Annotated in this window: 16 protein-coding genes and 1 other annotated feature; all 16 genes read left to right on the top strand. The window is 33.6% G+C overall.

What is annotated here, in order from left to right; all coding sequences use genetic code 11:
* Window positions 1–86 precede the first annotated feature (86 nt).
* Window positions 87–1,400 (top strand): phenylacetate--CoA ligase, encoded by a 1,314-nt coding sequence (locus DWX29_RS05105; RefSeq protein WP_118565305.1) that lies wholly within the window; start codon window positions 87–89, stop codon window positions 1,398–1,400.
* Between the two features lie 98 nt (window positions 1,401–1,498).
* Entirely contained in the window at window positions 1,499–1,933 is a 435-nt protein-coding gene (locus DWX29_RS05100) for a hypothetical protein (protein ID WP_117908852.1), read from the top strand.
* Window positions 1,934–2,827: 894 nt separating this feature from the next.
* Window positions 2,828–3,367, top strand: a complete 540-nt coding sequence (locus DWX29_RS05095) for an inorganic diphosphatase (RefSeq protein WP_022089883.1) — start codon at window positions 2,828–2,830, stop codon at window positions 3,365–3,367.
* A gap of 105 nt (window positions 3,368–3,472) precedes the next feature.
* Window positions 3,473–5,254 (top strand): aminopeptidase P family protein, encoded by a 1,782-nt coding sequence (locus DWX29_RS05090; protein WP_118565304.1) that lies wholly within the window; start codon window positions 3,473–3,475, stop codon window positions 5,252–5,254.
* 334 nt (window positions 5,255–5,588) lie between these two features.
* Window positions 5,589–6,047 (top strand): DUF2798 domain-containing protein, encoded by a 459-nt coding sequence (locus DWX29_RS05085; protein ID WP_117908858.1) that lies wholly within the window; start codon window positions 5,589–5,591, stop codon window positions 6,045–6,047.
* 168 nt (window positions 6,048–6,215) lie between these two features.
* Entirely contained in the window at window positions 6,216–6,470 is a 255-nt protein-coding gene (spoIIID, locus tag DWX29_RS05080; RefSeq protein WP_022089878.1) for a sporulation transcriptional regulator SpoIIID, read from the top strand.
* Window positions 6,471–6,879: 409 nt separating this feature from the next.
* A complete protein-coding gene (locus DWX29_RS05075; RefSeq protein ID WP_117908860.1) occupies window positions 6,880–7,875 on the top strand; it encodes a rod shape-determining protein in 996 nt (331 codons plus the stop codon).
* Window positions 7,876–7,934: 59 nt separating this feature from the next.
* Window positions 7,935–10,220, top strand: a complete 2,286-nt coding sequence (locus DWX29_RS05070; protein ID WP_118565303.1) for an ATP-dependent RecD-like DNA helicase — start codon at window positions 7,935–7,937, stop codon at window positions 10,218–10,220.
* Window positions 10,221–10,506: 286 nt separating this feature from the next.
* Window positions 10,507–11,211, top strand: coding sequence for a ComF family protein (locus DWX29_RS05065; protein WP_118565302.1), 705 nt, complete (start codon window positions 10,507–10,509; stop codon window positions 11,209–11,211).
* Window positions 11,212–11,374: 163 nt separating this feature from the next.
* Window positions 11,375–11,524 (top strand): 50S ribosomal protein L33, encoded by a 150-nt coding sequence (rpmG, locus tag DWX29_RS05060; protein WP_022089874.1) that lies wholly within the window; start codon window positions 11,375–11,377, stop codon window positions 11,522–11,524.
* 27 nt (window positions 11,525–11,551) lie between these two features.
* Complete coding sequence (secE, locus tag DWX29_RS05055) at window positions 11,552–11,758, top strand: preprotein translocase subunit SecE (protein WP_022089873.1); 207 nt, start codon at window positions 11,552–11,554, stop codon at window positions 11,756–11,758.
* Between the two features lie 26 nt (window positions 11,759–11,784).
* Window positions 11,785–12,303 (top strand): transcription termination/antitermination protein NusG, encoded by a 519-nt coding sequence (gene nusG, locus DWX29_RS05050; RefSeq protein WP_022089872.1) that lies wholly within the window; start codon window positions 11,785–11,787, stop codon window positions 12,301–12,303.
* A gap of 91 nt (window positions 12,304–12,394) precedes the next feature.
* Window positions 12,395–12,820, top strand: coding sequence for a 50S ribosomal protein L11 (gene rplK, locus DWX29_RS05045; RefSeq protein ID WP_022089871.1), 426 nt, complete (start codon window positions 12,395–12,397; stop codon window positions 12,818–12,820).
* Between the two features lie 117 nt (window positions 12,821–12,937).
* Window positions 12,938–13,633: a 50S ribosomal protein L1 gene (gene rplA, locus DWX29_RS05040; protein WP_022089870.1), complete on the top strand. Its 696-nt coding sequence runs from the start codon at window positions 12,938–12,940 to the stop codon at window positions 13,631–13,633.
* 85 nt (window positions 13,634–13,718) lie between these two features.
* Window positions 13,719–13,849: a sequence feature (ribosomal protein L10 leader region), on the top strand.
* 55 nt (window positions 13,850–13,904) lie between these two features.
* The gene (gene rplJ, locus DWX29_RS05035; protein WP_022089869.1) at window positions 13,905–14,399 is read left to right on the top strand and encodes a 50S ribosomal protein L10; all 495 of its coding nucleotides are present in this window, start codon (window positions 13,905–13,907) and stop codon (window positions 14,397–14,399) included.
* A 76-nt stretch (window positions 14,400–14,475) separates the two neighbouring features.
* On the top strand, window positions 14,476–14,841 hold the full coding sequence (gene rplL, locus DWX29_RS05030; RefSeq protein ID WP_022089868.1) for a 50S ribosomal protein L7/L12: 366 nt from the start codon (window positions 14,476–14,478) through the stop codon (window positions 14,839–14,841).
* The last annotated feature ends 62 nt before the right edge of the window (window positions 14,842–14,903 follow it).

Genomic DNA, 14,903 nt, shown 5'->3' with positions numbered 1-14,903 from the left:
TCAATTGTTTTTAGTATAATAGAGTTTATCAGTTTAAAGTGTTAGCGTAAATACTGCTAAAATTTATTACATAAGGAGATAACATAATGAGCGTAAAGGAAATGATTTTAGACTCAAAGCATGAGTGTATGAGCCGGGACGAGATGGCAGCACTTCAGGGAGAGAGACTTGTTGATTTAGTAAACAGAGTTTATAACAATGTACCATTCTACACAAAGAAGATGAAAGAATTAGGTGTAGAACCCGGTGATATTAAAGGAATTGAAGATATTGTTAAACTTCCATTTACCACAAAGGAAGATTTGAGAAATAATTATCCATTCGGACTTAGAGCAGTACCGCAGTCAGAAATTGTACGTGTACAGGGAACTTCAGGAACAACAGGTAAGCTTACTATAGTGCCATATACACAGAAGGACATTGATGTATGGGCAGAATGTGTAGGAAGATGTATGACAATGGCAGGACTTACAAAGGAAGATGTAATTCATGTATGCTATGGTTATGGTTTGTTTACAGGTGGACTTGGAATGGATTTTGGTGCAAGAAGAATTGGCGCTATGACGGTTCCTATGTCTGCAGGAAATACACAGAGACAGATTATGTGTATGGAAGATTTTGGCGCAACAGCTCTTACATGTACACCATCATATGCTTTGCATCTTGCAGAAACAATTACAGAGATGGGCAAGGTTGATGATATGAAATTAAAAGTCGGAATTCATGGAGCAGAGCCTTGGACAGAAGAAATGAGAAAGAAAATTGAAGACATTTTACATATTGAATGTTTTGATATTTACGGATTATGTGAAATTACAGGACCGGGTGTTGCAATGGATTGTAAACAACACAATGGATTACATATTAACCATGACTTCTTCTATCCGGAAGTACTTGATCCTGTTACAAATGAATCGGTAGGAGACAATAATTTAGGTGAACTTGTATTTACTACTTTAGTAAAGGAAGGTATGCCGTTACTTAGATATAGAACTAAAGATTTAACAAGCATTGACCATTCTACATGTGAATGTGGAAGAACAACACCTAGAATTTCTAAATTCAAAGGACGTACAGATGACATGAAGGTTATTCGTGGTGTAAATGTATTCCCAACACAGGTTGAAACAGCACTTTTATCAATGGGTGGAGATATTTCTAACCATTATATGATGATTGTAGACCGTGAAAATAATACAGATAAACTAACAGTAATGGTTGAAGTAAATGAGAATCTCTTCTCAGATGAAATTAGCAAGTTAAATGATTTGAAGAAGAAGGTTGGAGCTAAATTAAAACAGGCTTTAGGTATATCTGCTGAAATTAAATTAGTAGAACCTAAGACAATCCAGAGAAGTGAAGGTAAAGCAGTACGGGTAATTGATAATCGTAATTTGTAATAGCAGGAGATAACGGATATTTATAATAATAAATAATAAGTTTTTATTATAAATAATCGTAATCTTAATCGAAATCGTAATTTATAGGAGGTAATTTTATGGCATTAAAACAGTTGACAGTGTTCCTTGAAAATAAAGAAGGACATTTAAATGATGTATTAAAGACTTTGGCAGACAATGATGTTAACATTATTGTAGCAGCCTTAGCGGAATCAGCTGATTTCGGAATATTAAGAATGATTGTTCCAGAACCTGAAAAGGCTAGAGAAATTTTAAAGAATGCAGATTTTTCTGCAAAATTAACAGAGGTACTTTGTGTAAGCGTTCCTCATAAAGCAGGTTCACTTGCAAAGACTTTAAAGGTTCTTGCAGATGCTAATGTAAATGTAGAATATATGTATGCATTTTCAAGTGGAATCAACGCAGCAGCAGTTATTAAGACAAAAAATGTAAATGTAGCTACAAAGGTTCTTGAATCTGAAGGATTTGAATTCTGGGATGAAGAAAAAATTAAAGATATTAGTGAACAGTAGGATAGTTTAACAAATTAAAAAGCATTGTTAAATTGTTAAATGGAAAGCAATAATGTGCATAAAAGTATAAAGAAACTAAAAAAGTTTTAATAATTGAGAGAACGATAGTACATAAAAAGAAACTAAAAAAGTTTTATTAATTCAAAGAATTAAAGTATGTATAAAAGAGACTTAAAAAAATACGGATGACTTGCAAAAGACAAATTTGCCGGATATTTTAAGTCTCTTTTTAATGCTCTTAATGATTCTTTATTCTGTATTTTGTTATTAAAAGTGTTTATATAAGTAATATTTGCAATAGTGTTTGAGTGGAGTTTTAACTCCGAAGTTAGTTTAGATTGTTCCGTAAATTTTTCAAATAAAAGTGTACCATATAAGTAAGGACACATCTGCCATGGCACAAAACTAATTCAATGAAAATAATTATATTTTTTACGGAATATATCTAAAAAATAATATATATCCGTAAATTGGTTTACATAATGAAAAAGTAACTTATTTATATTATGGTTTATCCAATAAAAAATATTGAATTTCCATATTATATTATAGTTTTTTTATATAAATATTAAATTCCTAAAATTTAGTTTCCATAATAAAAAATAATAATCATATATTAATTGCTCTATATAATGAAAAAATAGTGATTATACATAATTTGATTAGCATAACAAAAAAAGAAATTTTTGCCTTGAAATAAACGAAAAGTTAGCTTTCACTATATATAGTGCAAAATAAAATTTAACATTATATAGAATTGTAAAATAAATGATTGTATAATTTTCTTATGATATTTGACACTGTATAACAATACAGTTAGTAACAACGGAGATGTCATATTTTGAAAAAGATATGTTAAGTAGTACAAAATGTACAGAAGGGTGAGGTGTAAATATGAATATTTGGCATGATATTAATCCAAAAAGAATTCAGCCATCAGATTTTATTGCAACTATTGAAATTAGCAAAGGAAGCAAGAAAAAATATGAATTAGATAAGGAAACAGGTTTGATTATATTAGACCGTATCCTGTATTCATCAGTTCATTATCCTGCTAATTATGGATTTATTCCACGAACACTTGGAGATGATAAAGATCCGCTTGATGTGTTGGTATTATGTTCAGAAGAAATAGAACCAATGTCACTTGTAAGATGTTATCCGATAGGTGTTATGTATATGACTGATAATGGGGATAATGACGAAAAGATAATTGCAATTCCATATGGCGACCCAACATATAACGGATATGTGGATATACAACAGTTACCAGAACATATATTTGCGGAAATAAAGCACTTCTTTAATGTATATAAGGATTTAGAGGGAAAACAGACTGCTGTTAAGGAGTTTGGCGGACCTGTTGAGGCTGCTAAAATAATATATCAATGTTTAGATAATTATAATGAAAAATATGGGAAAAAAGATGAATAGTCTGCTATGAAACAGATTCAACTTGCTTTGAAAATAATTAAATTGATTTGAAAAATAGAGATTCATTTTGTTTTACAAATAACATATTTTAAAGGTGGTAAGATTATGATTAATGAAAGAATTTCAGCCCTTAGAAATTTAATGGAACAAAATAAAATTAATGCTTATGTAATTCCGACAAGTGATGAGCATGGTTCAGAATACTTGAGTGACCATTTTAAAACGAGAGAATATATGTCAGGATTTACAGGCTCAGCAGGAACATTGGTAGTTACAATGTATGAGGCACTATTATGGACTGATGGAAGATACTTTATTCAGGCAGCAGAACAACTTCAAGATAGTGAAATTAAACTTATGAAAGCCGGAGAAGAAGGGGTGCCTTCTGTAGAAGAATATTTAAAGAAGAACCTTATTGAGGGCAGTGTAATAGGATTTGACGGACAGACAACTAATGCAAGACAGGCAGAAAAATTAGCTGAAATTTCAGAAATGAAAATAAAGAGTGACGTGGATTTGGTTGGAGAAATATGGAGTGACAGACCTGCTATAGAATTTAAACCTATATGGAGATTAATGGATAGATATGCAGGAGTTTCTTATCCTGAAAAAGTAGCTAATATAAGAAAAAGAATGGAAGAGGAAAAAGCGGACACATTACTTTTGACATCGTTAGATGAAATTGCATGGGTTACAAATATCAGAGGTGATGATATTGAGTATAATCCGGTATGCTTTTCGTATATGGTAATTACAAAATATGATAGTCTGTTATTTGCAAATACAAAATCATTTGATGAAAAAACAATATACCGTCTTTCGGAAGAAGGGGTTAAAATTAAAGAATATGATGAAATATATGATTATGTAAAAGTTATTCCTGAATATACAACATTATGGTTAGATAAAACAACAACAAATTATAGTATTTTACGTTCCATAAAACCAGAAGTAAAGATTATAGATAAATTTTCACCTGCATTGCATTTGAAAGCAATCAAAAATAATGTGGAAATTGAAAATATGATTAATGCTCATATAATGGATGGCGTTGCAGTGACCAGATTTATTTATTGGTTAAAACATAATGTAAGCAAAGAAAAAATGACAGAAATATCTATTGCAAATAAATTAGAAGAATTTAGAAAATCATGGAAAACATATTTGGCACCAAGTTTTGAAACTATAGTAGGATATGCAGACCATGGCGCAATAGTTCATTACAGCGCAACTAAAGAAACAGATTATGAAGTTAAAGCAGATAATTTTGTTTTAATTGATTCAGGCGGACATTATGTAGAAGGAACTACAGATATAACAAGAACAATAGCCCTCGGAAATATATCTACAGAGCAGAAGAAGATGTATACAGCTGTTCTTAGAGGAAATTTGAAGCTTGCAAATGCAAAATTCTTATCAGGATGTACAGGAGTATCACTTGATTATGTTGCAAGACAACCACTGTGGGAAATCGGATATGATTATAGACACGGTACAGGTCACGGTGTCGGTTATCTTCTTAATGTTCATGAGCAGCCGAATGCATTTAGATATATGTTAAGAGAAAATGTTGAAGAAAATGCAGAATTTAAACCGGGAATGATTACTTCAGATGAACCCGGCGTTTATTTGGAAGGACAATATGGAATAAGGCTCGAAAATCTTTTGCTTTGTGTTGAAAAACAGGTGACTGAATACGGGCAGTTTTTGGGATTTGATACACTTACATTAGTTCCATTTGATGTAGACGCTATAGATGTAAATATAATGTCTGACTATGAAATACGCCTTTTAAGACAGTATCATAAACTTGTTTATAAAAAGATTTCTCCATATCTTAATATTGAGGAACAGGAATGGTTATACGAAGTATGTATGGAAATTTAAATATATTTTTGTATAATAATGACTAAATTATGTGCGAAATAGATGAATTACAAAAAATACTTGTCTAAATTGTATGTTTTATGATAGACTACTCGCAATTAATGGTAGTTGTATATGTTAGTGAAGAAAAGCACGGTACAGTAGAACGAAAGTTTACTGTGCCGTGCTTTTTTGTGCGTTAGCAATGAGGCCACGTACCATAAAAAACAAATATTTCTGTGAAAGCTTGCTTTCAAAAAGAAATATTTGTTTTTTATGTGATGCGGCGAATGCCGCATCAGTGAAATGAAGCGAGTATACAATGAAAGTTAAAAAGAGACAAAAGGAGGTTCTTATGCCAAAGAACAGAAAAGAAGAAACGATTTACACAATAATGATGGTCATAGTAATGGTTTATGCAATGGTATGTTATAACATAGCAATGGATGTAGGTGGAATGAAGAATTTTGTATTTTTAGCAGCACTTAGTGAACTGCCGATAATGTGTATAGCAGCATTTTTACTTGATACATTTATAGCCGGACCAATAGCAAAAAAAGTAGCTTTCAGACTGGTAAATCCAAAAGAAGATAAGCCAATATTTGTTATTTTGGCAATATCAGTATTATCAATCTGGCTTATGTGTCCGATGATGAGTTTTGTGGCTGTAGTTTTGTTTAAAAATGCTTTTGGTCCACAACTTATAGCAGTGTGGATTCAGACAACTATAATAAATTTTCCTATGGCATTTTTCTGGCAATTATTTGCTGCCGGCCCGCTGGTAAGAACGATATTTGGAAAAATATTTAAATAATCGTAAATTTGAAAAAATATATTATGAAAAATCGCAGAGTCGATTTTGAAAAAAGTAAAACAAGAAAATATATTTGAAAATTACAAATTTATTCGATTGATAAAAATTCAACATATTAATTTCGCCTTTTGCATAAATTATAAAAAAGAAAAATGCAAAAGGCGAGAAGTGAAAGAATATATTGAAGAAAGAACGATTGAAATAGCAAATTACATTATTGAATGCAATGCTACTGTAAGACAGGCAGCAAAGACATTTGGTGTAAGTAAAAGCACGGTACATAAAGACTGTACAGAACGGTTAGGCAGGTTAAATCCAGGATTGGCAAAGCAGGTTAGGAAAGTTCTTGATGTAAATAAGTCGGAACGTCATATTAGAGGTGGACTTGCAACAAAAGAAAAATACGCACATAATCATGCATGAAGAAATAAAATCCATTTAGTTATGGCTTTTATTTAATTATGACAATAAAAAACCACATCTTACGATGTGGTGTTAATTTCGGGGGACCTGGCGGGAATTTCACCCACCAGGTTGAGTATGAAAAACTTAAAAATACGTCATTATAGGGTATGACGTATACAAACTATGCTGCACTACCTAAGTAGTACTCTATTATGTTACGGTACATATGTGAACGAAATATGAACACGATGTAAATAATTTTTTAAATGCAAAAAAAATAAAACATACTTTAATTTTTATATAAAATTGTATATAATATTTGTGCGGGAAATCGTGATTAATACGGGATTGAAAGATGTATAACGTGTTTATTTTTTATAACAACTTTTAATCTGTCATAAATATCCAATTTTAAAAGGAGAAAGATATGTTTGATACAGACATTGGAATAGATTTAGGTACAGCAAGTATTTTAGTATATATAAAAGGAAAAGGTGTGGTTTTAAAAGAACCATCAGTTGTTGCTATAGATAGAGATACGGATACTATAAGAGCAATTGGAGAAGAAGCAAGATTAATGATAGGAAGAACACCTGGAAATATTGTTGCGGTAAGACCTCTTAGACAGGGAGTGATTTCTAATTATTCAGTTACTGAACAGATGATAAAGTATTTTATTCAGAAAGCTGTAGGAAAACGTTCTTATAAGAAACCAAGAATTAGCATTTGCGTTCCTAGTGGAGCAACAGAAGTTGAAACTAAAGCTGTAGAGGATGCATCATTCCAGGCAGGGGCAAGAGAAGTATTTATAGTGGAAGAACCGTTAGCAGCTGCTATTGGTGCAGGAATAGATATTTCAAAACCATGTGGAAATATGGTGGTTGACATAGGTGGTGGAACAACAGATATAGCAGTTATTTCTTTAGGTGCTACTGTTGAAAGTACTTCTGTAAAGGTTGCGGGAGATGATTTTGATGATGCGATAGTCAGATATATGAGAAAAAAACACAATCTTTTAGTAGGAGAAAGAACTGCTGAAGAAATTAAAATCGGAATAGGTACATGTTTTAAGAAAACGGAAGTTAAGAAGATGGAAGTAAGAGGTAGAAACCTTGTTACAGGCCTTCCTAAGATTATAGAAGTTACATCAGAAGAAGTTGAAGAAGCTTTAAGAGAAGCGACAACACAGATTGTTGAAGCTATTCATGGAGTGCTTGAAAATACACCTCCTGAACTCTCAGCAGATATTGCGGTAAGAGGAATTGTTCTTACAGGTGGTGGTTGTCTGTTAGACGGATTAGAAGAATTGATTGAATCTAAGACGGGAATCAATACAATGACAGCTGAAGATCCGATGACTGCGGTCGCTATTGGTACAGGAAGATACTTAGAAGTTATGGATGAAATGAACCAGGAAAAATAATAGATAATAAGGCTGTCTGGAAAAGGCAGCCTTTTAAATTAAAAGGAAAAGATATGTCGATGAAAACTATTACCGGATATGTAGAAATAATTACATTTAGAAATGAAGAAAATGGCTATACTGTTTTAACTATGTCTGTGGGAAAAAAAGATGTAAAAGTAACCGGAGTATTTGGATATATTGGTGAAGGGGAATATATCGAAGTAGAAGGCGAGGAAGTATTTCATCCTGTTTTTGGTGAACAGATAAAAATGAAATCGTATAAAACAATTCCGGCAAATGACGAATATTCAATTAGAAAATATTTAGGGTCAGGAGCAATTAAGGGGTTAGGTCTTGCTCTTGCGGACAGAATCGTAGACAAGTTTAAAGAAGATACATTTAGAATAGTTGATGAAGAGCCTGAAAGATTAGAAGAAGTCAGAGGAATAAGTTATAAGAAAGCCATGGATATTGCAAGCCAGATTCAGGCAAAAAAAGATATAAGAGACGCAATGATATTTTTACAAAAATACGGTATTTCGTCGGCGATGAGTCTTAAAATTTATAATTATTATGGCGAAGAAATTTATCAGATTATAAAGAAAAATCCATACCGAATTGCTGATGAAATACGAGGAATAGGATTTACAACAGCTGATGAAATAGCTAAGAGGGCAGGAGTGGAAGTTAATGCTTCTATTCGAGTTAAAAGTGGAATGGTATATGCACTTTCTAAAGCATCAGAGTCAGGGCATACATATTTGCCAAAAGAAAATCTTATTCAGGCAACTATTAGTTTGCTTGGGTTAAGAGACCAGTATCAGAATGCCGATGGTACATATAATATGGACTTGTTGGACAACTATTTTATTGACCTTGTAATGGAAAAGAAACTTATTGTTAAAGAAATCAATGAAGTACAGGCTGTATTTTTGTCTACATATTATTACACGGAAATGAATGTAGCAGGAATGCTTCTTGATTTGGATTTATCAATGCCGGCGGATGAATTTGTGGAAAGTGTAAAATTAGATACCATCCAGAGAAAAAATAATATTGTACTTGATGATTTGCAAAAAGAAGCGGTTATGGCTACGCAAAGCAATGGAGTGGTAATTTTAACAGGTGGACCGGGAACGGGAAAAACTACTACAATTAATGCGATTATTCAAATGTTTGAAAGTGATAATTTGGAAATCAGCCTTGCGGCGCCTACAGGAAGAGCAGCAAAACGAATGACTGAAACTACAGGTTGCCAGGCGCAGACAATACACAGGCTGCTTGAAATAAACGGAAGTACCGGAACGGATGATTCATTGGATATGGACGCTAAGTTTGAAAGAAATGAAACAAATCCAATAGAAGCAGATGTAATTATAATAGATGAAATGTCGATGGTTGATATTTTCCTTATGCATTCTTTGCTTAAGGCTGTAGCTCATGGAACAAGACTTGTTCTTGTAGGGGATATTAACCAGCTTGCAAGTGTCGGACCGGGAAATGTATTAAAAGATATCATTGATTCCGGAAAATTTAAAGTGGTAACGCTTAATAAGATTTTCAGACAGGCGGGTGAAAGCGGAATAGTAACAAATGCCCATAAAATAAATGAAGGAAAAGCAGTTGAACTAGACAATAGCACGAAAGATTTCCTTTATATAAGAAGAAATACACCTCAGGAGGCTTTGAATGCAACAATAGGTCTTATAATGACAAAACTTCCTGACTATGTAAAATCAACACCGCAGGAAATACAGGTTCTTACACCTATGAAGAGTGGAATTCTTGGTGTTGAGAATATGAATGTTGAATTGCAAAAATATATTAATAAGCCGGACAAATATAAAAAAGAACATGAATTTGGCAAATATATATTTAGAGAAGGCGACAAGGTAATGCAGATAAAAAACAATTATCAAATTGAATGGGAAGTTAGATTGCCTAATGGAGCCTGTATCGATTCAGGAAAAGGTGTATTTAATGGAGATTTGGGAATTATAAAAAATATGAATAACGATTCACAGATTTTAGAAGTCGAATTTGATGAAAATAAAATGGTGACATATACATTTAGGGAAGCGGAAGAATTAGAACTTGCATATGCAATAACTATTCATAAATCTCAGGGTAGTGAATATCCGGCAGTTATCATGCCTCTTGTTACAGGGTATCAGCAACTTATGACGAGAAATCTATTGTACACCGGAATAACAAGAGCGAAAAGTTGTGTATGTATTGTTGGAAGAGAAGATACATTTCAAGGTATGATTAAAAATGAAGACCAGCATAAAAGGTATTCAGGATTACAATGGCAGTTGCAGACATTTGAAACAGATAAAGAACCTGTAGAGAATGACAAATAGAACGGCATAAGTGCTGTGTCGATTTTTGGTGATTATACATTCGGCAATTGTAGAAAATGACAAATAGAACAGTATGAGTTAATGGAATAATGTTGTAAATATGCAAATAATAAACAAAATAGAAATATTAAGAAAGGAAAATAAATATAAATTTTAATTAATTTTATAATGCTTTGCTAGAGTTTATTTTATAAAACCTGGTTTATTATTGAAAATTTATTGAGTTAAATACATAAATACATAATATAAGATTATTTGAATTAATTAAAAAAGATTTACGTAGGAAATGAAGGAGAAGATTTTAAATGTATTTTTCCCTAGAACCTGTCCGGTATGTGGGGAAGTGGTCAAAGGACAGGACAAATTTGTATGTGACAAATGCAAGGGTAAAGTGTTTTACATGAAAGAGCCTAAATGTGCAAAATGTGGAAAAAGTCTTAAAGAAGACGACACATTGTGCAAAGACTGCAGAGAGCATAAGCATGCATATGAAAAAGGCGTGTGTCTTTTTCAATATGCAGGTGGAATAAAAGAATCCATGTATAGATTTAAATATAAAAATGCAAGAGAATATGGAGCGTATTATGGATGGGAGACTGCAAAGCGTTATGGAAAATTATTTGAACAATGGGGAATTGACTGCATAATGGCAGTACCGGTTTCTAAAAAGAAGGAAATAAAGAGAGGATATAATCAGGCGTATGTATATGCCAAAGAAATTTCCCGATATACGAAAATACCTATTGATAAAAAATGCCTTGTGCGAGTTGAGGATACAAAGCCGCAAAAGGAATTTGTAGGAATTGCAAGAAAGAAGAACGTTGAAAATGCATTTGCTATATATGAGGAAAAGGCAAAAGAATATAATAAGGTATTATTGGTGGATGATATTTATACGACAGGTAGTACTATAGATGCGTGTACACGGGTCCTTAAGGCGGCAGGCGTTAAAGAAGTATATTTTGTATGCATAAGTGCCGGAGTGTTGTAACCTTAAAAAACAGCCACCTTAAAAATAGCCTTAAAAAATATCTTGACGCTATATACAGATTATGTTATATTAATCAAGCGAGGACTAGGTCTTTTTTTTTTGCAGAAAAAATGACTTAAAACAAGATACAAAAAATGATTATAAATAAAGTGGAGGTTAAGCCATGAGAACAAGAATTACATTAGAATGTACAGAATGCAAACAGCGTAATTACAATACTACAAAGGATAAGAAGAGTCATCCGGACAGAGTAGAAACAAAGAAGTATTGCAAGTTCTGTCAGAGACACACAATGCATAAAGAAACAAAATAGTCAGTTTTATATAATGGAGGGATTAAGATGGGAGAAGCATCTAACAAGTCAAAGGGCTCTGTAAAAAAATGGTTTGCAGGCTTGAAGGCTGAATTCAAAAGAATAATCTGGCCAACAAAAGCATCCGTTATAAGACAGACTGTTGTTGTAACAGTGATCACAGTTATTTTAGGTGTTCTTATTAGCTTAATTGATCAGCTCATTCAGTTTGGGTTGGATCATATTATAGGATAAGAATAAAATAATGAAGAGGTGATTATATGTCAGAAGCAAATTGGTACGTAGTTCATACTTATTCAGGTTATGAAAACAAAGTAAAGACTAATATTGAACAGACAATTGAGAATAGAAAATTGCAGGATCAGATATTAGAAGTATCAGTTCCGATTCAGGAAGCAGTTGAAATTAAGAATGGTGTAAAAAAAGTTACACAGAAGAAGATGTTTCCGGGATATGTACTCATTAATATGGTTATGAATGATGATACATGGTACGTTGTTCGTAATACGAGAGGAGTTACAGGATTTGTAGGACCAGGATCAAAACCTGTTCCACTTACTGATGCAGAAATGCTCTCACTTGGAATTAACAAGGGTCCGGTTACTCTTGAATTCTCAGAGGGAGATACAGTTGCAGTAATCAAGGGCGTATGGGAAGGCACAGCAGGTGTCATTAAGCGCATTGATGAAAACAGACAGACAGTCACAATTAATGTGGACATGTTTGGTAGAGAAACTCCGGTAGAATTAGATTTTACTGAAGTTAAAAAGATGGATTAGAACCATTTGGTTTTAATAGATTGCTTTACATATTTGTAGAGCAGTGGGAGGGATTCCCGATAATACCACAAATTTTAGGAGGTGCCGAAAGATGGCAAAGAAAGTAGAAGGATACATTAAATTGCAAATCGAAGCTGGCAAAGCAACACCAGCACCACCAGTTGGACCAGCACTTGGTCAGCATGGTGTAAACATCGTTCAATTCACAAAGGAATTCAACGCAAGAACTGCAGATCAGCCGGGAATGATTATTCCAGTTGTAATCACAGTATACCAGGATAAGAGTTTTAGTTTTGTGACAAAGACTCCACCTGCAGCAGTTTTATTAAAGAAAGCATGTAACATCCAGAGCGGAGCTGGTAACTCACTTAAAGAAACAGTTGCTACTATTTCTAAAGCAGATATCCAGAAAATCGCTGAAACAAAGATGCCGGATTTAAATGCAGCTAGCATTGAAGCAGCAATGAGCATGATTGCCGGAACAGCTAGAAGTATGGGAATCAAAGTTGAAGACTAATTTTCGTAGATAAATAATATCGCGAACAACAAAAAGTTATTAAACGACTTATGTTGTAATTTAAAATGAATTGAGAAATGTGGGAGGTTTATCCGTTATTACCACAAGGAGGTTTAAATGAAAAGAGGAAAGAAGTATTTAGACGCAGCTAAGTCAATTGACAGAGCAGCTCAATATGACACAGAAGAAGCAATTGCATTAGTTAAGAAATCAGCTACTGCAAAATTTGATGAAACAATAGAATGTCACATCAGAACAGGATGTGATGGACGTCACGCTGACCAGCAGGTTCGTGGTGCTGTTGTATTACCACACGGAACAGGTAAGACTGTTAAGGTTTTAGTTTTCGCTAAGGGAGACAAGGTAGACGAAGCATTGGCAGCTGGTGCAGATTTCGTAGGCGGAGATGAATTAATTCCAAAGATTCAGAATGAAGGATGGTTCGACTTTGACGTAGTTGTTGCTACTCCTGACATGATGGGTGTTGTTGGTCGTTTAGGACGTGTACTCGGACCTAAGGGATTAATGCCAAACCCTAAGGCTGGAACAGTAACTATGGACGTAACAAAGGCTGTTAACGACATCAAGGCTGGTAAAATTGAATACAGACTTGACAAGACAAACATCATCCACGTTCCAGTTGGAAAAGCTTCATTTACAGAAGAACAGTTAACAGATAACTTCAACGCATTAGTTGATGCTTTAAACAAAGCTAAACCAAGCGCATTAAAGGGACAGTACTTCAAGAGCGTAACTCTTACATCTACAATGGGTCCTGGAGTTAAGTTAAACGTTGCTAAGTTAAGCAATTAATTAACAAATATAGATTAATACAATCTGATTGTTATTAATTAATAAAATTATTGACAATTCAATAATTGTGTGCTAGTATGCACAAAGTGGTTAATACCAATTGCCGAAGACAGTAGGTGACATTAGTCGTAAATCATAAGATGCCTACCGAGGGATAAGAATTTTTAATGACTTATACACCTCTCTGTCTAGGCAGAGAGGTTTTTATATTGAAAATCTATTCGGCTTAATGTTTGGTTGAACCTAATTTTAATAAGGAGGCAAAACATTCATGGCAAAAGTAGAAGTAAAGAAACCTATAGTAGACGAAATTGCTGAATTACTTAACGGTGCTGCAACAGCAGTTGTAGTTGATTACCGTGGTCTTACTGTTGAACAGGACACAAAGCTTCGTAAACAGTTAAGAGAAGCTGGTGTTGTATACAAAGTATACAAGAACACAATGATTAATTTCGCTATTAAGGGAACAGAATTCGAAGGTCTTGCTGAATACTTAGAAGGACCAACAGCTATCGCTATTTGTAAAGAAGATGCTACAGCAGCAGCTAGAGAATTAGCTAAATTCGCTAAAGACGCTGAAGCTCTTGAAATCAAAGCAGGTGTAGTTGAAGGTGTATGCTACGATGCAGCAGGAATTGCTCAGATTGCAAACATCCCATCAAGAGAAGTACTTATTTCAAAGTTACTTGGATCTATGCAGTCACCAATTACAAACTTCGCTCGTGTTATTAAGCAGATTGCTGAAAAGAACGAAGAAGTTGCATAAATCTGAATTATCAGGTTTTTATTGACTGAACGAAAGTTCAAAGAATTAATTAATTTATTATATGGAGGATTAAACAATGACAACAGCAGAAATCATTGAAGTAATTAAAGGTTTATCAGTTTTAGAATTAAACGATTTAGTAAAAGCATGTGAAGAAGAATTTGGCGTATCTGCAGCAGCAGGTGTTGTAGTTGCAGCAGCAGGAGATGCTGGAGCAGCAGCTGAAGAAAAGACAGAATTTGATGTTGAATTAACAGAAGTTGGAGCTAACAAGGTTAAAGTTATCAAGGCTGTTAAGGATGCAACAGGATTAGGACTTAAGGAAGCTAAAGAAGTAGTTGATGGAGCACCTAAGGTAGTTAAAGAAGGAGTTTCTAAGGAAGAAGCTGAAGCTCTTAAGGCAGCTCTTGAAGAAGTTGGAGCAGTTGCTACAATTAAATAATTATCGCGAAGCTTTGAGCAAAGCGACGTAACACAAAAAGAGATAGGTTCTATTATGCTTGC

This window comes from Eubacterium sp. AF19-12LB, from assembly GCF_003479125.1.
Taxonomy (GTDB): domain Bacteria; phylum Bacillota; class Clostridia; order Lachnospirales; family Lachnospiraceae; genus Eubacterium_U; species Eubacterium_U album.
The sequence above is the reverse complement of the archived record's forward strand: the minus strand, read 5'-3'. Positions and strand labels throughout refer to the sequence as shown.